The 26200-nt window shown below is 57.0% G+C and carries 21 protein-coding genes and 1 riboswitch; of the genes, 19 read left to right on the forward strand and 2 right to left on the reverse strand.

The window, feature by feature from the left end:
* The 15 genes from gmk (at position 1) to lnt (ending at position 18067) form a co-directional block, all read left to right on the forward strand.
* Positions 1 to 558: a guanylate kinase gene (gene gmk, locus EII11_RS00370; RefSeq protein ID WP_124867482.1), complete on the forward strand. Its 558-nt coding sequence runs from the start codon at positions 1 to 3 to the stop codon at positions 556 to 558.
* Between the two features lie 91 nt (positions 559 to 649).
* On the forward strand, positions 650 to 916 hold the full coding sequence (rpoZ, locus tag EII11_RS00375; RefSeq protein WP_124867484.1) for a DNA-directed RNA polymerase subunit omega: 267 nt from the start codon (positions 650 to 652) through the stop codon (positions 914 to 916).
* A gap of 7 nt (positions 917 to 923) precedes the next feature.
* Positions 924 to 2174, forward strand: a complete 1251-nt coding sequence (gene coaBC, locus EII11_RS00380) for a bifunctional phosphopantothenoylcysteine decarboxylase/phosphopantothenate--cysteine ligase CoaBC (RefSeq protein WP_124867486.1) — start codon at positions 924 to 926, stop codon at positions 2172 to 2174.
* On the forward strand, positions 2171 to 3367 hold the full coding sequence (gene metK, locus EII11_RS00385; RefSeq protein WP_124867488.1) for a methionine adenosyltransferase: 1197 nt from the start codon (positions 2171 to 2173) through the stop codon (positions 3365 to 3367). The genes coaBC and metK overlap by 4 nt, the downstream gene beginning before the upstream one ends.
* 80 nt (positions 3368 to 3447) lie before the next feature.
* Positions 3448 to 4047 (forward strand): vitamin K epoxide reductase family protein, encoded by a 600-nt coding sequence (locus EII11_RS00390; RefSeq protein ID WP_240622990.1) that lies wholly within the window; start codon positions 3448 to 3450, stop codon positions 4045 to 4047.
* Between the two features lie 44 nt (positions 4048 to 4091).
* Positions 4092 to 6191: a primosomal protein N' family DNA-binding protein gene (locus tag EII11_RS00395; protein ID WP_124867490.1), complete on the forward strand. Its 2100-nt coding sequence runs from the start codon at positions 4092 to 4094 to the stop codon at positions 6189 to 6191.
* A gap of 36 nt (positions 6192 to 6227) precedes the next feature.
* Entirely contained in the window at positions 6228 to 7217 is a 990-nt protein-coding gene (gene fmt, locus EII11_RS00400; RefSeq protein ID WP_124867493.1) for a methionyl-tRNA formyltransferase, read from the forward strand.
* On the forward strand, positions 7217 to 8692 hold the full coding sequence (locus EII11_RS00405) for a transcription antitermination factor NusB (protein WP_124867495.1): 1476 nt from the start codon (positions 7217 to 7219) through the stop codon (positions 8690 to 8692). The genes fmt and EII11_RS00405 overlap by 1 nt, the downstream gene beginning before the upstream one ends.
* 86 nt (positions 8693 to 8778) lie before the next feature.
* A complete protein-coding gene (rpe, locus tag EII11_RS00410) occupies positions 8779 to 9441 on the forward strand; it encodes a ribulose-phosphate 3-epimerase (protein WP_124867498.1) in 663 nt (220 codons plus the stop codon).
* A gap of 98 nt (positions 9442 to 9539) precedes the next feature.
* A riboswitch (FMN riboswitch) is annotated at positions 9540 to 9664 on the forward strand.
* A gap of 63 nt (positions 9665 to 9727) precedes the next feature.
* Positions 9728 to 10492, forward strand: coding sequence for an ABC transporter permease (locus tag EII11_RS00415; RefSeq protein ID WP_124867500.1), 765 nt, complete (start codon positions 9728 to 9730; stop codon positions 10490 to 10492).
* A gap of 4 nt (positions 10493 to 10496) precedes the next feature.
* The gene (locus EII11_RS00420) at positions 10497 to 11555 is read left to right on the forward strand and encodes an ABC transporter substrate-binding protein (RefSeq protein WP_124867502.1); all 1059 of its coding nucleotides are present in this window, start codon (positions 10497 to 10499) and stop codon (positions 11553 to 11555) included.
* A 93-nt stretch (positions 11556 to 11648) separates the two neighbouring features.
* Positions 11649 to 12656, forward strand: a complete 1008-nt coding sequence (locus EII11_RS00425) for a helix-turn-helix transcriptional regulator (RefSeq protein WP_124867504.1) — start codon at positions 11649 to 11651, stop codon at positions 12654 to 12656.
* Positions 12649 to 13638 (forward strand): helix-turn-helix transcriptional regulator, encoded by a 990-nt coding sequence (locus EII11_RS00430; protein ID WP_124867506.1) that lies wholly within the window; start codon positions 12649 to 12651, stop codon positions 13636 to 13638. Before EII11_RS00425 ends, EII11_RS00430 begins: the two co-directional genes overlap by 8 nt.
* The gene (locus tag EII11_RS00435) at positions 13635 to 16436 is read left to right on the forward strand and encodes a DEAD/DEAH box helicase (protein WP_124867508.1); all 2802 of its coding nucleotides are present in this window, start codon (positions 13635 to 13637) and stop codon (positions 16434 to 16436) included. The genes EII11_RS00430 and EII11_RS00435 overlap by 4 nt, the downstream gene beginning before the upstream one ends.
* Positions 16433 to 18067, forward strand: a complete 1635-nt coding sequence (gene lnt / locus EII11_RS00440) for an apolipoprotein N-acyltransferase (protein WP_165867012.1) — start codon at positions 16433 to 16435, stop codon at positions 18065 to 18067. The genes EII11_RS00435 and lnt overlap by 4 nt, the downstream gene beginning before the upstream one ends.
* Before the next feature lie 74 nt (positions 18068 to 18141).
* Here lnt and EII11_RS00445 read toward each other — a convergent pair whose 3' ends face one another.
* Complete coding sequence (locus EII11_RS00445) at positions 18142 to 18507, reverse strand: RNA polymerase-binding protein RbpA (RefSeq protein WP_124867511.1); 366 nt, start codon at positions 18505 to 18507, stop codon at positions 18142 to 18144.
* A gap of 202 nt (positions 18508 to 18709) precedes the next feature.
* Between EII11_RS00445 and EII11_RS00450 the strand changes: the two genes are divergently transcribed.
* Genes EII11_RS00450 through EII11_RS00465 form a run of 4 tightly spaced genes read left to right on the forward strand, consistent with a single transcriptional unit; the run spans position 18710 to position 25579 of the window.
* A complete protein-coding gene (locus EII11_RS00450) occupies positions 18710 to 20260 on the forward strand; it encodes an Hsp70 family protein (protein ID WP_124867513.1) in 1551 nt (516 codons plus the stop codon).
* Positions 20261 to 20278: 18 nt separating this feature from the next.
* A complete protein-coding gene (locus tag EII11_RS00455; protein WP_124867515.1) occupies positions 20279 to 22066 on the forward strand; it encodes an MMPL family transporter in 1788 nt (595 codons plus the stop codon).
* Positions 22005 to 23027 (forward strand): MMPL family transporter, encoded by a 1023-nt coding sequence (locus tag EII11_RS00460; RefSeq protein ID WP_124867517.1) that lies wholly within the window; start codon positions 22005 to 22007, stop codon positions 23025 to 23027. Before EII11_RS00455 ends, EII11_RS00460 begins: the two co-directional genes overlap by 62 nt.
* The gene (locus tag EII11_RS00465; protein ID WP_124867519.1) at positions 23024 to 25579 is read left to right on the forward strand and encodes a YhgE/Pip domain-containing protein; all 2556 of its coding nucleotides are present in this window, start codon (positions 23024 to 23026) and stop codon (positions 25577 to 25579) included. Before EII11_RS00460 ends, EII11_RS00465 begins: the two co-directional genes overlap by 4 nt.
* Positions 25580 to 25602: 23 nt before the next feature.
* On the opposite strand, the gene EII11_RS00470 is transcribed toward EII11_RS00465, so the two are convergent.
* Positions 25603 to 26163 carry a MerR family transcriptional regulator gene (locus EII11_RS00470; protein WP_205649182.1) on the reverse strand — a complete coding sequence of 187 codons (561 nt, stop codon included), beginning with the start codon at positions 26161 to 26163 and terminating at the stop codon, positions 25603 to 25605.
* Positions 26164 to 26200: the final 37 nt, after the last annotated feature.

Genomic DNA, 26200 nt, shown 5'->3' on the forward strand with positions numbered 1-26200 from the left:
ATGACTCATGCGCGTCTCACTGTTCTTGTCGGACCAAGCGGTGTCGGTAAAGGAACTGTCGTCTCTGCCCTGAAGGAACGCCATCCTGAATTGGTCGTTTCTGTGTCTGCCACCACGCGAGACCCCCGCCCTGGTGAAGAACATGGAGTGAACTACCTCTTCATAACAGAAGAAGAATTCGATGAACTCCTCAGAAATGATGGCCTTCTCGAATGGGCGCAAGTCTTTGGAGGAAACCGATACGGCACGCCTCGTGGGCCTGTTGAGGAACATCTTGCTGCGGGACGGCCAGTCCTTCTCGAGATTGACCTCGAAGGTGCACGCCAGGTTCGTCTGGCAATGCCAGAGGCGCAGCTCGTCTTTCTTGCGCCCCCCTCGTGGGAAGAACTCGAGCGTCGCCTAATCGGCCGAGGGACAGAAACGCCCGAGCAGCAGCAGCGACGCCTCACTACTGCCCGCACAGAACTGGCCGCACAAGCCGAGTTCGACACCACAGTGGTAAATGATGACGTTGAGCGTGCTGCCATGGAGCTAGCCGCCTTGATGGGCCTAAAATAGTTCGGTTAGACTCGAAGGCTGGGTCAGAGCATCGGATGCGATGCGCGCCTGTGCCGTCATATCAGGGTCCAGTACTGAGGAGAACCAACACATGTCCGGAATTGTCGCTCAGCCCGAAGGCATCACCTACCCGCCGATTGATGATCTGCTTGAGCATGTCGACTCGAAGTATGCCCTGGTGATCTTCGCTGCAAAGCGTGCCCGACAGATCAACTCCTACAACCGTCAGCTCGAACAGAACGTCATTCAGTTCGTTGGCCCCGTTGTCGATGTTGAACCTGACGAGAAGCCGCTGGCGATTGCCCTGCGCGAAATCGATGAGGGCTTGCTGAGCCTCGAGGCTGACCCCGAAGCCTGAGCCTGTCATGTCCGCCACGGTTGTTGTCGGAGTCGGTGGGGGAGTCGCAGCCTTTAAAGCGGCAACCCTCGTTCGTGAGATCGCCCGAGCCGGGCATGAGGTGAGGGTCATCCCTACCCCCTCCGCGCTTGAGTTTGTCGGCACTGCCACATGGGAGGCCCTCAGTGGAGCCCCCGTTCACGTTGGCGTATTCGATGCTGGCGGGGCGGACCATGTGGAGATCGCGCGCGAAGCTGACCTCATTGTCATTGCTCCAGCCACAGCCGATCTGATGGCGCGCATGCGTTCAGGAATGGCGAATGATCTTCTGACAACCACCCTTCTTGCATCACGCTGCCCAGTGGTGATCGCCCCGGCTATGCACACCGCCATGTGGGAGCATCCCGCTACTCAAGAGAATCGGCAGGTTCTCCTTGCGCGCGGTATTCACGTTCTTGACCCCCGTGAAGGAGCCCTCTCATCGGGCGACAGCGGCAAGGGGCGAATGCAAGAACCAGAGGAAATTGCTCGCATCGCCCTCAATATTCTTGCCCAGAACAATAGTGCCTCTGAACATGCACGTTCCTCTGCAGGGCCTGTGGATCTAGAGGGGCGGCAGATTCTCATTACCGCCGGTGGAACCCATGAAGCGATCGATCCCGTTCGCTTCATTGGAAACCACTCGTCTGGACGCCAAGGCATTGCTCTCGCGCGCCGTGCGCGTGAGCGTGGTGCGGAGGTAACACTGATTGCTGCCAATGTTGAAGCCGCGCTCTTGCCGACAGGCGTCAACATTGTTCCGGTTGTGAGCGCTGCTGACATGGAAGAGGCAGTTAACAGTCGTCTTCACCAATCGGATGCAGTCATTATGGCGGCAGCAGTCGCTGACTATCGCCCCAGTGCGCCCGCACACATGAAGCTCAAAAAGAGTGAGGAAGTAGACGTTCCTCAAATTGTGCTCGAACGAACCCCCGATATTTTGGCCGGAATCGCCACCTCACCTCATCGCCCAGCCTGTGTTGTTGGCTTTGCAGCTGAGACGGGCAGCGTCGAGCAAGTGTTGGCCTATGGTCAAGAAAAGGCACGTCGAAAGGGGGCAGACCTCTTGGTCGTTAACCCCGTTGGTGAGGGACGTGGATTTGGCGACGTCCCCAACGACGTTCACTTTGTGGGAAGTGACGGGTCAATACTTGGTAAGGCTTCTGGCACGAAAGATGATGTTGCCTGTGCCATTCTTGATCGCGTGAGCGCCATTTTGGCGAGTACGATGGAGCAGTGACTTCTCAACTGCGCTTATTTACCTCGGAATCTGTCACCGAGGGACATCCCGATAAAGTCTGTGACCGCATTTCTGACGCAATCCTTGATGCTCTGCTGACGGCTGACCCTCATGCCCGCGTCGCCGTTGAGACAATGGTGACGACGGGTCTTGTCCATGTCGCTGGTGAGGTTACCACCGACACCTATGTTGAGATTCCTCAGATCATTCGTGAAGAAATCTCGTCAATCGGTTATACCTCCTCTGAGGTTGGCTTCGATGGTGCGTCCTGTGGTGTATCCATCTCTATTGGCCAGCAAAGTCCCGATATTGCAGGCGGCGTCGATACTGCTCTTGAGGTGCGAACTCACGCTGACCGTGATGATCGCGATCGTCAGGGGGCTGGTGATCAAGGCCTCATGTTCGGCTATGCGTCGGACGAAACTCCTGATCTTATGCCTGCGCCTATTTGGTTGGCACACCGTTTGGCGGAGCGTCTCGCTCATGTCCGTCACGCTGGTCTCATGGACGGCCTGCGTCCAGACGGTAAAACTCAGGTGACTCTCGGTTACGAGGGCGACCGTCCGGTGAGCGTCAGCACGATCGTTGTGTCAACGCAGCATGATCCCGACCGTACCCTGGCTGAGCTTGATGAGGGTATTCGTTCCCTCGTTATCGAACCAGTGCTCAATGAGAGCGGACTTGACCTCGATACTTCTTCTGCTCAGATCCTCGTCAATCCCTCGGGTCGCTTTGTTATCGGTGGACCGACAGGCGATGCTGGCCTGACCGGCCGCAAGATTATTGTCGACACCTACGGCGGTATGGCTCGACATGGAGGTGGAGCGTTCTCAGGTAAGGATCCCTCAAAGGTCGATCGTTCTGCAGCCTACGCCGCTCGATGGGCAGCTAAGAATGTTGTTGCTGCGGGACTTGCTCAGCGTTGTGAAATCCAGGTCGCGTACGCAATCGGCCGTGCTCATCCTGTGGGCCTGTATGTTGATACCTTCGGCACCGGTGTCGCCCCTGATCATGACATTGCGCGAGCCGTCGAGGAAGTCTTTGATCTACGGCCTGCCGGAATGATTGCGGATCTTGATCTTCTGCGTCCCATCTACACTCCTACCACCGCATACGGTCATTTTGGCCGCGATATATTCCCGTGGGAATCGCTGACGAAGACGGAAGATCTTCGTGCAGCGTTGAACAAGTAGCTACGAGAAAGCTGATAGCGTGTGTGTATCTCGTTGATACATGCGCGCTATCAGCATGTCATCCCGTCCAAGGAGAATTAATGTCAGCTGAGCTTCAGGAGTCCACCGCCTGGCGCACCCGCACCGCTGTGGAAATGATCATTTCCGGTCTCATTGGCCTCTATGCTTCCTTTGTCCTCTCAATTGAGGCGTGGGTGCTTGCTTCGAACGCTAATGCCTCCTTCGGATGCGACGTTAATAGTGTGATTTCCTGTTCAGCCGTTGCTCAGACTCCGCAGGCACAGGTGTTAGGCTTCCCCAACGCCTTCCTAGGAATCTTCTTTGAAACAGTCGTTCTTGCTGTTTCTGTGGCGATCTTTGCAGGCGTGCGTTTCCCACGTTGGTACATGCTCTGCGTCGAACTGCTTTACACCATCGGTCTGGGTTTCGCTCTATGGCTCTTCTTCCAGTCCTACTTTGTTATTCGTGTCCTATGCCCCTGGTGTCTTCTCATCACCGCAACCACCACTTTGGTCTGGGCGGGCTTAACGCGCATCAATATTCGTGAAGGAAACCTTCCAGCCCCGACCTGGCTTCGTCGCATCGTTGAGCAGGGACTGGACTGGGCCTTTACCGGCTTGTTCCTGTTTATTCTGCTGGCGATGCTCGTTGCACGCTACGGGGTGACACTGCTGAGCTGAGCGCTCACCACGCAGATGCGGGGTGAGTGTGAGTTACTAGAGGTATGAGTGTTCAAGGCGCGTTTCCTGGGCTAGAGGAGGATCTTCCTCCTATCGAGGTCGCGCGCGTCCTCGTTGACACTGAGCTACCACACCTCGACAAACTGCTTGACTACAGGGTGCCCGACGAGCTCCTGAATGAGGCGCAAGTGGGGCATACAGTGAAGGTCACTCTCGCTGGACGCTCCCACACGGGATGGATTATTGAGCGAGAGCTCATTGTGCCTGAACAACGTTCTTTACGACCGATTGAAGCGGTGATTTCACACCTCCCTGTTATTACTCCGGAACTGCTTGAATATGGTGCTCACGTCGCTAAACGTTCCCTGGCTACGCTTCCTCAAGTTCTGTCAGTTGCAGTCCCTCCCCGACATGCCGGCGCAGAAGCCAGTATTGCCGAAAGCAGCTCCACCCCAACACACCCGCAGGACGCCGTTATTGACGTAGCGGGGGAGGGCTGGCTGGAGCGCCCTCAGGACCTGGCATGGTCGACTCACGAGTTCGGCGTCGCCTTCATCCATGCGCTCGCAGCAGGCAAGAACCCTCGTGGAGTCTGGGCGGCTCTGCCCGGTAATCGTGATGAGCAGAGTTATGAAGCCATTGCGGCCTGCCTGTACTCTGGGCGGCGGGTTCTCATCATTGAGGCTACCCATCAGCGGGTGGAGGCAGTAGCCGCCCAACTCACTCGTGCATTTCCTCGCGCTCACGTGGGGACGCTCCATGCAGATCTTTCAGCACAACGGCGCTACAGCGCCTATCTGACTGCAATCCGTGGGCAGAGCGACATTCTCGTCGGCACTCGTTCAGCAGTGTGGACGCCACTGCCAGACGTTGGCCTTATCCTCTTATGGGACGACGGAGATGATCGGCTCCGAGAACAGCGTTCACCGCGAGTCGACGCCCTTGACGTGTCTGTGGCAAGAGCCCATCTTCAGGGATGCGCACTGCTGGTAGGGGCGTGGGCGCGCTCTGTTAAAGCTCAATCTCTGGTGGCGTCACGGTGGGCGCAATCCCTCCACGCCGGGTGGGAGGAGCGACGGAAGCTCGCACCGCACGTGAGCGTCCCCGATGAGTTTGATCGCGAGCGAGAAGGTATTTCTGCGCAGGCGCAGATTCCTTCAAGCGCTCAGCGTATGCTTCGTCAAGCTCTGCAGGAAGGGCCGGTGCTTGTTCAGGTACCGCTGAGTGGGTATGCGCCCGCGATCGCCTGTCAGCGCTGTCGAAAACCGGCACGCTGCGCGCACTGCCACGGCGTACTGAGTGTGACATCAGAACGTTCCATTGTCTGCTCATGGTGTAGCCGCGACACTGAGCGATGGAGGTGCCCACAGTGTTCACACGCTCAGCTCAGGGCATTTCGAGTGGGCTCGGATCGCACGGCAGAAGATCTTGGCCGTGCATTTCCCGGTATTCCCCTCACAGTATCCTCATCCCAACGTGGCGTCGTTGACCGTGTCAGCGATCAACCTCGTGTGGTAGTTGCGACGCCGGGCGCTGAACCAGCGGCTGATGGCGGGTATGCAGCGGTACTCATCGTCGATGCTCCTGCGATTGCCGGAAGGTCTGAATTATGGGCTCCTCAAGAAGCTCTCCGCCGATGGATGAATGCCTGCGCACTTACTCGGTGCCGCAGTGACCACAGCGCTGGAGACAATGCCGGCCACGGCGCTAATCGCCATGCAGTGCGCTCGGCAGGTCAGGCGATGGTCGTAGGGGGTGTCGAGCCCATACTGGCGCAATCACTGATCCGGTGGGATCCGACCCACTTTGCTGAACGGGCATTAGAAGAACGCGTTGACTTGGCATTCTTCCCGGCCGCTACCATTGTGGCAATTGACGGACCACTGGGTGAAGTGGAAGAACTCATCCGTGAGTTAAGTGCCGTCACAGAGTGCGACCACGTTGGCACAGTTCCACGGAAAAGCGTTTTCATGCCAGACGAGGGAGACGCCGATCCTCTATCTGCAGAGGTCAGAGCCCTCGTGCGAGCAACTCGCGCGCGTAGCGGTGACCTTTTAGACGCTCTACGAGGAATGCAGCAGATTCGTTCCGCCCATAAACGTCCAATGCTGCGGATGAGCGTCAACCCGCCAGAGCTTTTCTGAATCTCTCCTCCTTGAGCACACCTGTAAACTTGGGGCGTGCGCATTATTTTTGCTGGTACTCCTACCACTGCTGTCCCCGTTTTGGCTACCTTGCTTGACTCTTCCCATGAGGTAGCCGCCGTGATTACCCGTCCACCTGCCCGAGTGGGACGAGGACGCAAACTGGTGCCTTCTCCGGTGGCACAGCTTGCTCAGATGCATGATATTCCGATTATCGAGGCCTCCCACATGCGAGATGCCGAAACAGTGGAGGCTATCGCAGCAATCAATGCTGAACTTGGAGTCGTTGTCGCTTATGGGGCCCTGATCCCTCAGCACGTTCTTGACATGCTTCCCCGAGGGTGGGTCAACCTTCACTTTTCTGATCTACCTCGATGGCGGGGTGCGGCTCCTGCTCAACGGGCGATTATGGCGGGGGACCATGAGACTGCCGCGTGCATCTTCCAACTTGAAGCTGGCTTGGATACCGGCCCGGTCTTCTCGCGTGAACCCTACGTTATTGGTGACGATACTTCCGACGAATTGCTTGAGCGCATGTCTATCGCTGGAGGCCGCCAGATGGTTGAGCTTCTTGACGCAATGGATGCTGGTACTGCTGTTGCTATCCCTCAAGATGAGGGTGAGAATGCTGAGAACGTGACCCTTGCTCCGCGTCTGACCCCCGCAGAAGGCTTCATTGGCTTTGATCGGACTGCAGCGCAGACGGTGCAGCATATTCGCGCATTCACTTCCAACCCAGGAGCGTGGACACTACTTCCAGACGGGCGTCGGATGAAGCTCGTTCACGCGCGCTGTCTTGAAACGGAAGAGGAACCTGCAGATCTTCCTCAGGCTGCTGAGCCCGGCACAGTTCACGTCGGTCGAAAAGATGTCTACGTTGCCTGCTCGGATACGTGGCTGCGACTGGGGCAGGTGGCTCCAGCCGGCAAGGGGTGGATGTTTGCAGATGCGTGGGCGCGCGGCGCACGCCTTGAACCTGGCACCCGATTGGGAGCATCCAACCAGCACGTAGGAGAGGGCGAGTAATGGCAACACATCGTTACGCCGACGGTTACCGCTCCCTTAGGGACATTGACCCGGCTCGCATGGTTGCCTACACGGTCCTTGAACAGGTCAATGAAGAAGGCGCCTACGCTAACCTCGTTCTGCCGAAGTCTTTGCGCCAAGCACGTGAAGATTACCGAGGATTCGACGCACGCGATGCCGCTTTCGCCTCTGAAATCGTCTATGGCACCCTCCGCCACCAGGGCACATGGGATTGGGTGATTGCCCGCCATCTTTCGCGCCCACTGGCAGATATTGACGCTCCAGTTCGGAATCTTTTGCGCATGGGTGTCCACCAAATGCTTGCCATGCGCGTGCCCGACCACGCTGCGATTGCCTCTACCGTTGATCTTGCCCGCCATCTCGTCACCGAGGGCCCCTCGAAAATGGTCAACGCGGTGCTGCGTTCCATCCAACGAACCGGCGAGGATGCCTTGCGCGATGCCATGGCCGAACTACCCCACGATGAGCGCCTTGCCATTGAGTACGCCCACCCGGAGTGGATGGTGCGTGCCTTCCGCGACGCCCTTGACGGACATGGCTACGACGCTGCTGAGCTTGAAGAACTCCTTGCCGCCGACAATGTGGCACCAATCGTTACTCTTGTTGCCCGCCCCGGCCTTATTCACCCCGCCGATTTAGCTGACGAGGCTGAAGAGATTCTTCGTACCCGCGTCGCACCTGGAGATGTCTCTGAAGCGGCAGTCCTCATTGAGTCGGGTGATCCGGCGCAACTTCCCTCAGTCCGTCAGGGTTTAGCCGGTGCGCAGGATGAGGGATCTCAACTGGCTGCTTTCATTGCTGCTGGGGCTCCGATTGAGGGCACCGACGAACGCTGGCTTGATCTGTGCGCGGGCCCGGGAGGTAAGGCCACGCTTTTGGCCGCCATTGGTGCTGAAAGGGGCGCGCACTTACTGGCCAATGAAATGCACTCGCATCGTGCACGCCTTGTTGAACGTGCCAGCAGGGCTTTGAGCAATGTCAGCGTGATCTCGGGGGATGGTCGGACTCTGGGAGGAGCCAACACCTCCTACCCCTTGGCATCCTTCGATCGTGTGATTGTTGATGTGCCATGTACGGGTATGGGCTCAATGCGTCGCCGTCCAGAATCACGTTGGCGTAAAGACACGGAGAATCTGGCAGAACTGCTGCCTTTGCAGCGTGACCTGTTAGAACGCGCCTGTGCCTTGACCCGGCCTGGTGGAATCATTACCTATGTGACCTGTTCCCCGCATCTTGCTGAAACCCGCGAACAGGTGGAGGCTCGCCTAGCGGCAGGCGATGTTGAACTCCTTGACACCGTAGAGATTGCTCAGGATTGTGTACCCGTCCCTCTTGATATCCCCGAGCAAGCCGGTCAGGTAACCGGTGGGGGACAGGGGCGCACTCTTCAACTGTGGCAGCACCGGCACGGCACCGACCTGATGTTCATAGCGGTGCTGCGTAAGAAGGCATAGGCGCTAAAAGGCCCAGGAAACCCTGATCGGCAGTGACGTAGAATTGCAACATACGTCAATGTTGATACTCACCAAGGATTCGATCGATGAAGCCCACTATTTCCCCCTCCATCCTCAACTGCGATATCGGTGACTTGCGCGGTCAGCTTCGGCTCATTGAGAGCGCGGATCTGGCGCATGTGGACGTGATGGATAACCATTTCGTGCCCAACCTGTCGTGGGGGCTACCAGTTGTTGAATCCGTCGTTCAGTCGGGGATTCTTCCTGTTGACGCCCACCTTATGATCGAAGATCCCGACCGTTGGGCTCCCGCCTACGCTGAAGCAGGGTGTGCATCGGTGACTTTCCACGCTGAAGCGGCCACCGCACCCCTCAGACTTGCCCGCGAGTTGCACGCAAAAGGTGCGCGCGCTGGCCTCGCCCTGCGTCCCGCCACCGACATTGCCCCCTTCGTTGACATTCTTTCCGAGTTCGACATGATCCTGGTCATGACTGTCGAGCCCGGCTTTGGCGGACAATCCTTTATCGACTCGATGATCCCAAAAATTCGTCGTACCCGTGAAGCCATCAATGCCTCCGGCCTGGAGGTATCCATCCAGGTCGATGGTGGTATTTCGCGCGCGACAATTGAGCTCGCTGCTGAGGCTGGCGCAGATAACTTCGTTGCCGGCTCTGCTGTTTTCAAGGCCGAGGATGCCTATGCCGAGGTCGAAGCTCTCCGCGAGCTTGCCCTCAAGCACTGCCACTAAACAAGGGCATCCGCTCTTACAGGGAAAACGGGGATGAACGTCACGATGCGTTGATCCTCGCTTTTCTGTCTCAATGTCCCTTTTCGTGGCACAATAGAGGAACGTTCCGGGGTCGGTGAAAGTCCGAACCGGCGGTGATAGTCCGCGACCCGTGCAACATTGTGCGGTTGAGCTGGTGAAATTCCAGCACCGACGGTTAAAGTCCGGATGGGAGGAACGCGAGTGGTAGCAGTGTTGTCACTGTTACCCGTCGTTTGTGCACGCCCCGGGGCCAAGGAAGGTTACCGTGGCGACTCGAGTGGCTCAACGATCCTGGATGACCGTTGCAGCACCCCTCATTCTCTTGACGTCCCTGCTGGCTGCTTGGACGGTCTCGGCAGCGCGCACCGTTGAAGAATGGCGCTTGCCCTCGCCGTGGATAGTGAGTGAACGTTTCCTCACGATGCTCACAACACCGGGAGTATGGAGGCATCTTGCTGTCACGGCGGCAGAAGCGGCACTTGGATCTTTCATTGGAGCGGCGATCGCTTTCCCAACCGCTTACCTGATCTACCGTAACTGTCTGGTGCGTGCAGCGGTCGAGCCTTTCCTTGGAGCAACACAGTCCCTCCCGGCTATTGCTCTGGCTCCACTGCTTGTTCTGTGGGTTGGATACGGTACTTTTGCTATCGCCTTGCTGTGTGCCCTCATTGTGTTCTTCCCCATTCTTATTTCGACCGTGGTGGGGTTGCGAACCCTTGATCGTGAGGTTCTTGAAGCAGCCTCTCTTGATGGCGCATCAGGATGGGTGATGCTTGCGCGTATGGAACTTCCTCTTGCGGCTCCGTCCATTCTGGCAGGCATGCGTAATGGCTTCACCCTCTCGATCACGGGTGCCATTGTTGGAGAGATGGTGATGGGCGGAGACGGACTGGGCCAGCTTCTTGTTCAAAGTCGCAATAATTTGGATACTGCTGGCATGTTTGCCACGATCGCTCTGTTGTGTGTGCTTTCGGTCAGTATTTACCAGAGTATTCGCTACATCGAGTCCCGCTACCTTGAGGAAGGATAAAACTATGGCACGTACAATCGGACGCTTGACCGTTGCCGGGCTTGCTTGCAGCATTGCCCTCGTCATCGCCGCATGCACCAATACGACGAACGTAGATGCAACGCCGTCAGGGACTGACACGACTGCGCATGCCAGCGCACCGACATCGCGCGACGGCAACGGTGTGACCCTGGGGCTAACGTATATCCCCAATGTGCAATTTTCTCCCGTGTACGTTGCCGAAGATGAAGGGATTTACAGGGCCGCAGGCCTGAATATGACGGTGCGCCATCATGGCGGAGACGAAGGTCTTTTTACCGCCCTTATGGCCGGAGAAGAGGACATGGTTCTCGCATCGGGTGATGAGCTTTACCAAGCACGCGAGCAGGGCATGGATCTTGTCTCCGTTGGAACCTACTACCAGCGATATCCGGTGACGATCGTTGTCCCTGAAGAATCACCGATTTCGACCGTCAAAGATCTGAAAGGCAAGAAAGTTGGAGTCCCGGGCGAGTACGGCTCGTCATGGTTTGGATTGCTCGCTATCTTGCGTAACGCCAGCATGAGCATCGATGACATCGATGTGGTCTCAATCGGCTACACGCAACAGGCTGCATTAGCTGGCAAACAGGTTGACGCCATTGTTGCCTTCACCAACAACGAGCCAGTGCGTTTTTCAGCAGCTGGTATGAAGGTGCGGACCCTTCCCGTGGATGGCGATCTTCCCCTTGTCTCTGCTTCCTTGGTGACACGTCGCGAATGGTTCGACGAACATCAGGAGATTGCCTGCCAGGTTGTGGAAGGAACCGCTGCAGGTATTCGTCGGGCCGTTGAACAGCCACAGTTGGCGATTGAGGCCACTCAACGTCGCGACACGGGCCTAACCGAGGCTGCGCAGGTTGAGGGAGCCCGCGCGGTCCTTAAGGCCACAACGACACTTTTTGCCCGAGAGGACGGCAGCTACGGCGGGCCGCAGGATCTGGCCCTGTGGGAACAAATGGCCGATTTCTACCAGACAATTCCAGGACTGCTTGCACAAGAACCCGACGTTAAAGCCGCAGTGACGAACGCCTGCTACGAGTGATTGTCCTGAGAAAGAAAAGGACTGTGGTTCTCTCCTGAGCTTGGCCGCCGTTTCGTAGCACTGAAAGAGAATTACTCTTCTACAGTTGTCTTCATGGCACGAAACGGCGGCGCGTCGACATCAACGAATATTCGGGCTCTTGAACTCTTCTTCGCCCTCTATGAATCGCGCAAGGGTATGACCCGGGCCGAATTGGCTCGTGAGATCCCAGGATATGCAGGCCTTGACGATAAGGCCCTACAAGAGACCCAAAAGCGTGACTTTGATGCTCTCAGCGCTATTGGCGTTCGTTTCGACGAAGAGCCGGACCCCGATCAGCGTGGCCGCATTCGTATCGCACCAGATAGCGTCGCTCCTGGGACGGCCATAGAGTTCACCGGCCAACAAATGACTCTTATTCGTATGGCCTTTGACGCGTGGGAAGGTAATGCGGTTGCTGACCCAGCGGTTGCTGAAACTAAATTACGTGCCAGCAGCGAGGCCGAGGCGCCTGCGTCCTCATCGTCGACCGTGATCGGTGGTATTGAAGGATCACCGGAACTGTCAACAATTCTTGCCGCCATTACACGTCGTCAGCCCATTACCTTCACCTACACCTCATCGAGTGGTCGGATGGAACGCGGAATGGACCCGTGGAACCTCATTATTCGTGGACGCAGTATCTACCTGTGGGGTTGGGACCATGACCGTCAAGACGATCGCCTCTTTAAACTCAGTCGAATCGAACCACCGGTTGAACTTGTTGGTGAAGCAGGTGACGCTGACCCTGCCCCTCCCTCGTTGACAAACCCTTTCGATGACTTTGCCTGCGAGCCGCTTCTATGGCAGCGCGTCGGCTCGACTATTCCTTTCCTAAGAGAGTGTGAAGTAGTCGCTGATGGACATGCTCCGGATGGCTGGAAGGCGGTGCGAGGGCGTCGGGAAGAGTGGGGTGTATGGGCGCAACGTCTGATTTCGCATGGCGAAGATCTAATCCCACGTGAACCTGTTGCTTTCGTCAGGGCTCTTCGCGAGCAACTGTCTATCGCCACGAAAGCGACGATGACACAGGACGGGCAAAACTTCGCTGTCGTGGCAAAGGAGGAACACGCCCATGCCTGAACATGCTTCCCATGCGATTGCCCGCTATCTGTCAATGGTTGCCTGGATTGGGCGCCAACCGCAGCGTCGCACTACGGTTGGTGAACTCGCTGACCACTTTGGGCGAAACCTGAGGCAGATTGAGAATGATCTTCGGCAGCTCACTGTTTTTCGTGATTCTTTGCCGGGAGAATCTTTTGAACTCAGTTGGTTTGAACCTGAGAAGGGAACCAGTAGCGCTGAAAGGCTTGCTACCCCTATTTCTGTGCGTTCAACCCGTGGTCTTGACTTACCCCCTTCCTTCACCGACGAGGAAGTAGCGACCATTGTGGTCGGCTTGCGTGCGGTTGCCCCTCTTTTGACTGAAGAAGACCAGCAGGCTATTCCTCCCACTGTTCTTGCCCTTGATGCGTTGAGCGCCAACCGCGCTCACCTTCACGAAAACATCGTTGACATCCCCCGTGTCGACGCGCGAGAAACGCTGCGTACTCTACGGCAGGCAATGAGCAGTCACCATGTCGTGTCTTTCACCTACACCGCCCACAATCACATGCGTTCTGAACGCAGTGTTGAGCCCCTTGCCCTCGAACAGGGGCCCTCGGGCTGGCAGCTTCATGCATGGTGCCACAGCGCCAACGCTCAACGTCTTTTCATTCTTGATCGCATGGAGAATCTCAAGATCACGGGGGAGACTTTCAATCCGTCTCTGCGCTCTCTTCAACGCGAGGAATCCTCGACTGTGCGGGTTATGCTCATGAAGGACGCCCAGTGGGTGGGGGAGGCATACGCCAGCCGTATTCTGGCGGTCACACATGAGACGGTCACTATTGAGCTACCCATCTGGGACAGACAGTGGGTGCGTGACCTATTGACGCGGGTGGCCTCGTCAATCGTTTCCTTGAGCGATCAAGAATTGGCAGAGGAAATAACCGAACATGCTCAAGCGGTTCTGCGCACTTGGGACTCTGTCGCGGGCCCCGCAGACGGTACCCTGGAGATATGAGTCCAGCACGCAAACGTCACCGGAAGAAGGACGCCCAGGAGGCACCATCCGCTGACCTTCCTTTAAGCGCCGCCGAACGTTTCCAAGCCTTCCGAGACCAGCGGCGTTTTGATGCCTCTGAGCGTGCGACCTTCATCGACTCCCTGGGTTTTCGACCCGACTCTTTCCAAGTTGAGGCGATGGAGGCCCTTGAGGAAGGGGAGTCTGTCCTTGTTGCCGCACCCACGGGCGCGGGCAAGACCGTGGTGGGAGAGTTCGTCACGCATTTGGCGGTGGCCCACGGGCGCCGCGCCTTTTACACCACCCCCATCAAGGCCCTGTCGAATCAGAAGTTTGCTGACCTTAAAGAGCGCTTTGGTGAAGGGGCGGTTGGCCTCTTAACGGGAGACACCTCGATCAATCCCGGAGCTCCGATTGTTGTGATGACCACCGAGGTCTTGCGCAACATGATCTATGCAGGCACAGATCTTTCCGCCCTTGCTTACGTTGTCCTCGACGAAGTGCATTACCTGGCCGATAAGTTCCGTGGTCCCGTCTGGGAGGAAGTCATTATCCACCTACCGGCGCATGTTGCCATTGTCGGTCTGTCGGCAACCGTGTCCAATGCGGAAGAGTTTGGCGCGTGGATGAGGGAAGTGCGCGGCTCGTGTCGGATTATCGTCTCAGAAAAACGCCCTGTTCCCCTGTATCAGCACATGATCGCTGGTGGTGAGCTTTACGATTTGTATTCGCCAACGAAGGACGGGAAGGCATCACCTGGTCGCCTCAACCCTGAGCTTCTTAGCGCCGTTTTCAACGGACGAGGCTCGCGTGCTGTGGGGGGAGGGCGGATGCGCGGCCGTTCAACCTTTGCGCGAAAGGGGCGCGACGAGGCCAACGCCCAGGTTGCGCGGCGCTTTGAGTCCCGTCCGTCGGTGGCCATCACGCTTGAACGCGCAGGGCTTTTACCTGCCATTGTCTTCATTTTCTCGCGTGCAGGTTGTGAAGATGCAGTCCGAGCCATGCTTGCCTCTGGCATTGTTTTGACCTCATCTACTCAGGCACGAACAATCCGTCAGGAGGTTGAGGCTGCGAGTGCCCTGATTCCCGTAGAGGATCATGGGGTTCTGGGCGTTGACCGATGGGCTCGGGCTCTTGAACGGGGGATTGCTGCACACCATGCGGGCATGTTGCCTGTCATGAAAGAAACGGTGGAAAAGCTCTTCACCCAGGGGCTTGTGAAAATCGTGTATGCCACGGAGACTCTGGCTTTGGGGATTAATATGCCCGCACGCACAGTGGTCATTGAGTCCTTGCAGAAATGGGACGGTTCAGCTCATGTGCCCCTGTCTGCTGGCGAATACACCCAGCTCTCGGGGCGCGCGGGTCGGCGTGGCATTGACACCGAAGGGCATGCCGTGGTTCTTCACAAAGGCAAGGTGGCGCCCGAGGAAGTGTCGGCTTTGGCCTCGAAACGTACCTATCCGTTGATCTCAGCCTTCCACCCGACATACAACATGGTGGTGAATCTGCTGAGTCATTCGACGCGAGCAGTGACTCGTGAGGTTCTTGAGACCTCTTTTGCTCAGTATCAGGCTGACGGAGCGGTGGTGCAGCTTGCTCAGAGCGCGAAGCACGTTAAACGCACCATGGATGAACTGGCAGGCACCCTTGAGTGCGACCGAGGCGACGCGGGTGAGTATTTTGCTCTTCGGGATGAGATTTCCCGAAAGCAGAAGGAAGCCAAACGGGAGGCTGCATTGGCCAGGAGGAACGAGGCCGCCCGTATTCTGCATGATGCTCGTCGTGGCGATGTTGTGTCCTATCGAAAGGGCCGTAAGATTCAGCACGCTGTGGTGATTGATCCTATCGGTGCGAATACGCGTCAGTATGGGGTGCAGGTGATTGGGACCGATGGGCGTTGGCATCATATGGGTGTCGAGGACGTTGCTGGTGGCCTGACGATTAGTGGCAATATTCCGGTTAACCCCGTGCAGCTTCGCAAGGCAAAGGAACGCGCTCTTATTGGGGCGACACTGCGTGATTTGGTGAGTGCGGGATCTTTGGCAGTGCCGGGGAAACAGAGTGACGTCGCAGATGAGCTCAGTCATCTTGAACGTGCTTTGCGTCAACACCCTGTTCATCAGTGTCCTCAGCGAGAATCTCACGCTGCTGCAGGGCACGCGTGGGCGCGCCAGAAACGCGAGTATGAGCGTTTGATGCGTTCAATTGATGGTCGGACCAATTCAGTGGCGAAATCTTTTGACAAGGTGTGCCAGGTCCTTGAGACCCTCGGTTTTCTTAGCGGAGATACCGTCACCACTGAGGGGGAGAAGCTACGCCGCATCTTTGGAGAACGTGATCTTGTCATTGCGCAAGCGATTCGGAAGGGGGCGTGGGCTGAGTGCGCTCCTGCTGAGCTTGCTGCGATTGCTTCAGCTTTTGTGTATGAGGCCCGTACGGATGATGGTACGCAGATCGTTCCCACTAGCCCGGATCAAAGGCTCCTTCGAGCGTGGGATGCCTCCCTTGCAGCCCAAATGGAGGTCAATGATGCAGAGAAAAAGGCAGGGGCACAGCCAACAGCGCCTTTAGAGGCTGGCTTGATGGCGCCAATTTACGCGTGGGCCTCAGGCGCATCGCTTTCGACGGCGCTGGAAGGCAGCGATCTTCAGGGTGGTGATTTTGTCCGCTGGGTGCGTCAGGTGTGTGATCTTCTTGATCAACTGCGCTTTATTGGGGATGCGGAACTTGAAGAGCGCGCACACAAAGCCCGCGACCTTATTATGCGCGGAGTCGTGGCATGGTCGGGCGTATGAGCCGTCAACCACGAGCTTCCGAGCAGCGGTCCCAAGTGAAGAACAATAAGCGAGGCGCTCGCACGGGTATTTCCTCTTTTTTGTGGAATAGTGTGCGTTCCATTGTGGCTGGCGGATTAATGTGGGCAGCTTTTCCTGATGTTGGTGCCTGGTACGCAGCAATCGTCTCTCTAGCGCTCATTATCGCTGTTGTTGACCACAGTCGTGCCTGGGGAGCGGTGTTCTATGCGGGCCTTTTTGGTGCGGCTTTTTGGCTACCTCACGTCCATTGGGCGACGATTGCCTCGGGCGGATGGCTGCCGTGGGTCATGCTGGCGTTGACGCAGATCCTGTGGTGGATGCTGTGGGGGCTGAGTTTACGCATTTTCCAGATGTGGCGATGGGCGCGGCAACTTAGGGGCGCAATTGCGGTGAATGTCATTGCGTGGATAGGGGTTGAGAGCCTGCGGAGTATGACGCCTTTTACGGGCTTTCCCTGGGGAAAGGTAGCCTATCCACAGGTGGATTCTCCCCTTGGACATTTGGCTCCGTGGGGTGGGGAAGTGCTTGTCGGGGCCGCGGTCGTGGCGCTCGCTGTCCTTTTGCGATGGGCGTTTGCTTTGGTGCCTGATTGTGAGGGGATGCGCTGGTATTCACGCCCAGCAATGCTGGGAAGCATGGTCGTTATTCTTGTTGTTCCCGTGTTTCTTCCGCTTTATTCCGATCAACAGGCTGGAGCCGTCAGCGTGGGAATTGTGCAGGGCAATGTGGAGATCCCTGGTGCAAAGACCTATGCGATTGAGGGGAAGGTGACGAGTAACCACGTTGCAGTCACCCGTGATTTGTTGGCATCTGCCCCAGATGTTGAGTTGATTATCTGGGGCGAGGGCGCTTTAGATCGTGATCCACGGGTGAATGAGGTGAATGGGCGCCTTGTCAGAGGTATCGTTGAGGAGGCTCAGAGGCCAATCCTCGTCGGATTTAATGAATATGATCCTCAGAAAGAGGTTATTCGCAATCTCTACGGCCCGTGGTATCCCAGTAGTGCTGAGACTCCTGGCCTTGGCCCCCTGTATGGCAAACAACTGCCGGTGCCTTTTGGTGAGTACATTCCTTTCCGTGAGTTCATCTCAGCTCTTGCTACTGAGGCTGCGCAGGTGCGCGTCGACATGGAAGCTGTTGAAAATTCTTCACGTTTGGATGTTGTGGTGGGGGAGGGGAGGACCCTTCCTATGGCGACCGGCATATGTTTTGAGGTTGCCTATGAGGGATTGATTGCCGAAGGTGTTCGTTCAGGCGGGCAAATCGTTGTCATCCCGTCAAATAATTATCATTTCCGTACCTCGCCTGAAGCTGGGCAGCAGGCTCAAATGGCGCGTTTCCGAGCAATGGAGTTTTCGCGCTCAGCAATGCAGGTGTCAACTACTGGTGAATCTGTGCTGATTCGCCCAGATGGTGGGGTAATAGCTCGAACAGAGCGTCAAACTGGGGACTTTGCTGTGGCCACCTTGCCGCTGCGCACCTCGCTCACGCCCTCTGCATGGATGGGGTACTGGCCGGCCTACGTTACGGCGGTTCTCTTCATCGGCGGAATTATTATGTCAGGAATTATTGCTCTATTCCGCGCTGCTTCGCGACGGGGAAGTCGTTGAGAAGAGTAAGGAATGAGAATGGGCTCCGTCATATGACGGAGTCCATTGGCAGTCTTTCAAGGCGCGCGGAGGCCTTAGCCCTTACGGTAGGCACCCTCAGGGCGTAGACGGCCTTCGCGCAGAAGCGTGAGCTGCTCGTTGAGAACCTGCTCAAGCTCTTCCATGGAGCGACGTTCGCAGAGCATGTCCCAGTGTGTGCGGACGGGCTTAACGGTCTTGGGCTCTTCGTCTTCAGGTGCGTCACCAACGATGTCGGCCATCTTGCCGCACTTGCATTCCCATGTAGCAGGCGGAGTGGCCTCTGTGGCGAACGGCATTTCGAAGCTGTGGCCAGAGGGGCACATGTACTTCACGGTGAAGCGCTCGGCGAATACGACACCATCCTCGGATTCCATCGACTTCGAGCCGATTTGCATACCACGGAGTGCGCGATCTGCCATTATGTCCTCCTTGTAAAGGCGTCTCAGTAAAGGGTGTGCCACGGGGTAAGCCTGGTCAACTCGCCAAGTTTAGCGAATTTCTGCCCGTTGGGCATGTTCATGCAGGATAAGCGGATCTATCTAACAGCCCACGCTATTATCCGATAATGCACATTATGTCAGATAAGCTGAAGGATTCCTCCCCACCCGATATGGTTGCACCATGAGACTTGGTATTGACTTTGGGACCACCCGCACGGCCATCAGCATTGTCGACCGCGGAAACTTTCCCACGGTCTCATTTCACGACTCCGACGGAGACTTGCGCGATCACATTCCCTCTCTCGTTGCTCTGTCTAATGATGAACTCGTCTACGGCTTCGACGCTGAAACAGCAGCCGCTCAGGGCGCGCCTGTCCTACGCTCAATGAAGCGCATGCTCTCCTCCGCTGAACTCAGTGGATCCACCGCCGTTGAACTTGGCGGACATTCCTTCCTTCTGCTCGATATTCTCCGCGGATTCTTTTCTTACGTCGCTGATCGTCTCCGACACGCATCGACAGCCGCCCCGCTTGCCGCATCTGAGCTGCTCGAGGCCGTTGTTGGCGTTCCTGCGCACGCCCATTCCGCCCAGAGATTCTTTACTCTTGAAGCAGCTAGGCTGGGGGGCTTCACCCCCCTTTTCATGCTGAACGAGCCATCTGCAGCCGGCCTTGAGTACACCCACCGACACGGGGGTACCGTCAATTCCAAACGTACACGCGTCATTGTCTATGACCTTGGTGGAGGTACCTTCGACGCCTCCCTCGTGGCCGTTGACGGCACTTCTCATGAGGTACTCGCCTCCTACGGTGACAATCTTCTTGGCGGCGATGACTTCGACGAAGTTCTTGCACTCCTCGCCCTTGATCACGCACGCGAGACATACGAAGACGCACCTACTCGTGAGAGCATCGTGAACGCAGACTGGGCTGAACTCTTGATGGAGTGTCGCCTCGCCAAAGAATGCCTCGTCCCCCAAACACGGTGGATCACCGTCCCGCTGCCCAAATCCTGGAAACTCACTCCTGTCACCATCGCGGCCGCAGACTTCTACGAACGCTGCATCCCCCTCATTGAATCAACACTCGCCACGATGGAACCCCTCCTTGCCCGTGATGGAGACGACGCCATGCACATCGGAGAGGACGTTGCAGGCCTCTACGTCGTCGGTGGTGCCTCACAACTCCCAATTGTCAGTCGGGTTCTTCGCAGCACCTACGGGCGACGTGTACACCGCTCCCCCTACTCGGGCGCTTCGACTGCTATTGGCCTGGCAATCGCCTGCGATCCTGATTCACCCTACGCCCTCGTTGATCGCCTATCACGAGGCCTCGGCGTATTCCGTGAACGGCATTCTGGCGCTGAAGTCTCCTTTGACCCGCTCCTTCCCCGTGACCTGCGGATTGAAGGTTCACATGGGGCTACAGTGACCCGCACCTACAAAGCGATTCACAACATCGGGTGCTTCAGGTTTATTGAATACTCATCGCTTGATGCGGACGGGACCCCACGAGGAGAGGTTCTCCCACTCGAGGAAGTGCTCTTCCCCTTCGACGCCACGCTGCAGGGCATGAGCCCCGATGAGCTCTCGACAATTCCTGTCCGTCATATGGATGTTGGAGTGATGTGCCAAGAGCGATACAGCGTTGATGCAAACGGTATCGTGACGGTCACCCTCACCGATCTCTCCACTGGGTATTCACTCACCCGATCCCTGGCATCACGCGTCTAAGAGGTCCACAATGGAAGGATGACTCAATGGCTGAGTGATCTGGGCAGGCTCTGTGCTCACAGAGCCAGAACTGTCCTGCTCGGCTGGCTGGCCACCCTTCTCGCGCTGGCTGCTCTCATTGTGTGGACTGGCCCCCATCTTTCCAATAATTTCACCATCCCGGGAACCCAAGCCCAAGAGGGGCTTGATGTGCTGGCGCAGCGTTTCCCCGAGATGAACGGCACCTCAGGTCACATACTCCTGACAGCCCCTCATGGCGCAGCCATCGAAACATACCGCAGCGACATCAGGCTCTACCTTCAGAGCATTGCCCCAACCCTCCCTGCGGGCACAGAACTCACCGACCCGTGGTCGGAATATTTGCGCACCCCAAGCATTTCGCCTGATGGACGCCACGCACTCATCAATATTCAATTCCCCTTCACTATTGACAGCATCGACCAAACCGCAAAAACCCTTCTCGAAGAAGCCGCTACCCGCGCCCCGTCAGGTCTGACCGCACAACCTGGAGGGCAGATCTACCAGACAACAACTGTGCCTCTCAGCGTGATGGAGCTTATCGGTGTCGGAATAGCTTTTATCGCACTCATGGTGACACTGCGGCGTTTCCTGGCAGCACTCACACCACTCGTGAGCGCACTCCTCGGTACTGCCGGCATCGTGACGCTCATCGTCCTCGCTGCGCTCTGGTTGGATATCTCCACAACAACACCCACCCTGGCGGTGATGATTACTCTCGCTGTCGGCATCGACTACGCCTTGTTCATCGTCACGCGACACCAACGACAGATGCGCGCAGGCATGGACTGTTACCTCTCCATTTCGTTAGCAACAGCCACGGCGGGTTCGGCAGTCATCTACGCGGCAATGACCGTCATCATTGCCTTATGCGCGCTTGCTGTGACAGGCATACCCTTCCTCACCATAATGGGGCTGAGCGCAGCAGGGGGCGTCACTATCGCCGCCATAAGCTCCACTACCGCTTTACCCGCGCTTTTGGCACTCCTTCAACATCGCGTTCTCCCCACTCAAAAACGCAAGAAAACCTCTGCAGAAGAAAACACTGAAGAAAGTGCCACCCCAGATGACGGAATAGCGCTCAATCCAGGCCACAACACGGTTAATGAGCCCGCTCAGCGCACCCTCCCCGAACGTTGGGCCGAAGGCGTGACTGCACACCCAATGCTGGCACTCATCGGTGTTCTCACCATCGTCCTCGGCCTCGCATCACCCGCACCGCTGCTGGCCCTCAGCCTGCCTGACAACGGCGTAGAACCCCCTGGAACCTACGCTCGCGACACCTATGACGCTGTCAACGAAGCATTCGGCCCAGGAGCGAACGCACCCCTCCTTATCGTTGGTGACATTATTCATTCAACCGACCCCTTGGGATTAATGGATGACTGGGCTCGCAGCGTCGAAAAACTCCCCGGCGTTGCCTCTATTCAACTCGCCACTCCCAATAGGAACGCTGACCTCGGAGTTCTCGTCATCATTCCGACAACATCATCAACGGATCCGGCCACCGCGCACACGGTTAAAGAGCTACGCGCACTAGCTCCCCAGTGGCAGACAAGATTTGGCATCGACAACATCCGTGTCACCGGCCTGACAGCAGCCAAAATTGACATCACCGACAGGCTCACCGATGCCCTCATCCCCTTCGGCATTGTTGTCGTCACCTTAGCGCTGGTCATCCTCACCCTGGTCTTTCATTCGATCTGGGTGCCACTGAGCGCAGCACTTGGTTGTCGGCGCAGCCTTTGGCGTTACAACCGCCGTATTCACCTGGCAGCCCCTGAATAACGCGCTACTCATCGGACAAACAGGGGCAGTCATCTGCTTCATGCCGATCATCGTCGTTGGCGTACTCTTCGGTCTGGCCATGGACTACCAAGTCTTCGTCGTCACCGCGATCCAAGAAGAAACGCATAAGGGGGTCGACACGCGACAATCCATTATTCGTGGCATGAGGAACTCTGGAAGCGTTGTCACCGCGGCCGCACTCATTATGGTTGCAGTCTTTGCCGGTTTCATCCCCCACGGTTCCTACTACGTCCAACCCATTGCTGTAGGTCTAGCCGCGGGCGTCGCAGTCGATGCATTCCTTATTCGCATGACTGCAATCCCTGCCTTCCTTATGCTTATCGGAAAGTACGCCTGGTGGTGTCCCACTTTCCTCGCCAATCGGCTCCCTCACCTTGCGCACACTGAAGACGCGCTCACGAGCGAGCTTTCCACCCCACGTCATGCAGGTGCCCCCACTCCCCTGCTGATTTCCCGCAGTCTGACCGTTGACGGTCGTGGCCACACAACATCCCGCCTTGCAGATTTCGACATCCATGCCGGAGAGTGCGTACGTTTTGATGCCCCTCCTTTAGTAGCGCGGCAGGTCATGAGAATTCTTGCTGGAGTGAGTAGACCTCGCCGCGGCTATCTTTTAATGAATCTTGCAAACCCGCGTGTGCAGAGCCACTCCCCTAAACGGGCCCGCGCTGGCTTTATCTACGACAGTGTCAGCGCCGATCTTGTTGTTAAAGACATCCAAAAAAGCAATGCTCTGCCCTGTCTGGCTGTTGACATTCCCCTCAACGACGAGGAACTGCGCGCCCTCTATGCAGCAAGCGCAGGGGCAGGAGGGTGTCTTCTCCTTGGACCATTAGTAGACATCCCACCAGACCTTAGCGTTCGCATACTCCACCTTGATAGGCACAAGAACACTCACTCCCCCACCCTTGCTGCGTCAGCTACGGAGGTGTCAGTATGAGCCCCTCACCCGTCGCATGGCGACTCGGGCGCGCCGCCCGACTCCTCATCCCTCTCCTCATTGTCTGCCTACTGCCGCTCTTGATTCTCAACAGTGTGGGGCCAACCCTGCGCGTCGGCATCGTCAACGTAGACAAGGGCGCAACCGTCACCCTTCCCACAGGCCAAAGCCAATTTGTTCCCTTCGGACGACAACTCAGCGCAGCTTTGCTTGATACACAAGAACGTTCCGGCGCCACGGTTGAACTCCTCGCCATTGACACAGCTACCCACCGCTTTGATGAAGGAGCCCTTGATGCCCTGGTGATTATCCCCGAAGATTTCTCTGATCACCTCGCAACCTTTGGCACCACCCGCGCCCGCCACGCGCATATTGAACTCCACATCCGAAGTAGCCTCAACCGCAGCACTCAAGCCTTGGCCTCCTATATTGAGGAGACTGCCCGCCACAATCTCAGGACAACGTTGACAGAGAACCTGCTCGGTGGCATCTACGACGGCTTGGACACCTTGAAAGACGGAATGCAACAGGCTATCAAAGGGTCAGAAGATCTTGCATCCGGTACTGCTCAAGCTGCGCGTGGCATCAGCCAGCTCCATGCAGGAGCTCAACAACTCACTGACGGACTTGAGCAATTCAGCGCCGGTGTCGCAGACCTCAACGCCGGTGCAGGTGCACTGGCGGAGGGGAGCAGCGAACTCAACGGAGGCATCGGGCAGCTCCGCGACGGTGCACAGCAGTTATCGGCTGGCATTAGCGACCTTGCTGATGGACTGACTGGAACCGCCACGCAACCGGGCCTCATGCCAGGGGTTAATGCTCTTACTGATGGGGTTCTTGGAACTGAGAAATCCCCTGGCCTCGTACAAGGTACGCGCCAACTTGCGGAAGGAAACCGTCGACTTGCCAACGGTGTCGAAGCGATATTCAGCGTCATGGATCCCTTGCGTCACCTTATCCCGCCACCCGATGCGCATGAGGGGTCACGGATTGACCTTGTTGAGATGATCGCACATAGCCGTGCACTGGCCCAGGCCGCTCTTGACGCCCTTGATGCCGGTGCAGGAATTGTTGATAGTCCAGAGTCAATTGCTTCTCTTAAAGAAGCGTTGCGGCAGCTCGTTGATCAATGTCCAGCCGATGAGCAGGAGTTTTGCACGCAACTCAAAGCCCTTGTTGGGCAAATGAATGACTATCTCGACACTCTGCCTGATGTGCATCAGCAGTCTCGGCAGGCTCTTGAAAACTTCTTAACGCAGACTGGAACACCCGAGTTTAGTGAACGTCTACGTGCGGCGCAGGAAATTCTTGATGCCCATGGCGGTATCTATGGCCTTATCTACGGTCCGCAGGGGGCGTTTTCTCAGCTTGATGCACTCCGCTCGGGCACGCGCCAGCTTGCCGAAGGAGCTGAACTCATAGCCGATCGAGTTGGTGGCACTGATAAAGAACCGGGGCTCGCTCAAGGGATTACGCAGTTACGCGACGGTGTCGAGCAACTGCAACAGGGCGTCACCGGGCGTAACCGCTATGGGGAAATCGTACACAGTACCCATCTGCTCGGTGGAGCCACCCAACTTGCTGATGGACTCAGCCGCGCATCTGCGGGGGCAGCAGCATTTGATGATGGCATGCAGCGCTTTCGTAATGGCACCAATGAGGCAGCGAACGGAGCGCACTCATTAACCGAGGGCGCGCGACAATTACGTGGGGGAAGCGCAGACGCCGCCGACGGCCTTGGGCGCCTTCATGAAGGGGCGCAGCAACTCTCGCGTGGGCTCAAAGAGGGGGAAGAATCAATCCCGTATTACTCCCCCAGTGAGCGCAAACGTATCATCACAGTCGCCCTCTCCCCTGTTTCGCTTGCGCATGAGAATGAAGCTGCAGGTGTTTCTACTCCCTCCGGCGAGGTCATACGCGGGGCGCAGATTTCGATTTTAGTGATCGTGATGTGGGTCGTAGGTGCGGTGGTACTCCTGCGAACCAATCCCTTTAGCGCCACCCAGTTGACTCGACCGATTACTGCCGCGCAGGTTGCTCTTCATTCCTTGCGGGGACCTTTAATCATTGGTGCCGCTTTGGCGATAGTTTCACTCCTAGCGCTGTGGGGTATTCAGCCGGTACGGCCCCCTCACGTTGCTGGTTCGGCACCCTTGTGGACGGGAGTTACATCAATCCTGACAGTTCTGATCGGCGTCATTTCCATCATGGTGATCCATCAGGGGATCATGGCCGTGAGCGGTCGGCGGAACGGGCCGGGGGTCGTCATAGTGACACTGACGATCCAGCTTATTCCTCTTGTGACAAGCTCACTCTTTCAGGGAAACGCCAGCGAAGAAAGTTGGGTGGGGTGGAGTCCTCTGGGTGCACTTGTCCGTGCCTTACAGGCGGCCTACTATCACGACGGTGCAGGGCAGTGGGCAGGCGCTCTGTTCATTCTGATTGTGTGGGCACTGGGAACATTCATTGTTTCGATCCTGAGCGTGAACCACTATCGGAGCGAGAATGAGCGGGCTGCTTTGCTTGAAACACTGCAGCATCATGCGGTTTAGGAGCGCTAAGGCTCCGATGGGATTCAGGAAACCGAGCGGCGAAGCCTGCGACGTTCAGCGAGCTCATCGATCATGACAGGCTCGTCGGCGTGTTCAATCGGAAGCTCAGCCAGGGAGCCTTCAATTTCTCGCCACACGCGACCAACTGCAATGCCAAAGACACCCTGCCCACCCTGAAGGAGGTCAATAACCTCGTCAGTGGAAGTGCACTCATACACCGAGGCGCCATCGCTCATGAGGGTGATGGAGGCAAGATCGTCAACACCGCGGTCGTGAAGCTGACTGACTGCTGAGCGTACTTGCTGCAAAGAGACACCTGCGTCAAGCAGTTTCTTCACAATCTTGAGTACGAGAATGTCTTTGAAGGAGTACAGACGCTGTGAGCCAGAACCGCGTGCGGCGCGAATAGAGGGTTGGAGAAGACCTGTGCGCGCCCAGTAATCGAGCTGACGGTAGGTGATGCCAGCGGCAGAGCAAGCAACGGGGCCTCGGTACCCCATTGCTTCGTCATCAATACCTTCGAGCGGGTCGCCAAAAAGCATGGCTTGACGCTCAGCAGCAGGATGCTCGAGCTGTGCACTCATGGCGACTCCTTGCGGATAACGTGTGGGCAAGAACTAC

This window comes from Schaalia canis, assembly GCF_003858455.1.
Lineage (GTDB): Bacteria > Actinomycetota > Actinomycetes > Actinomycetales > Actinomycetaceae > Pauljensenia > Pauljensenia canis.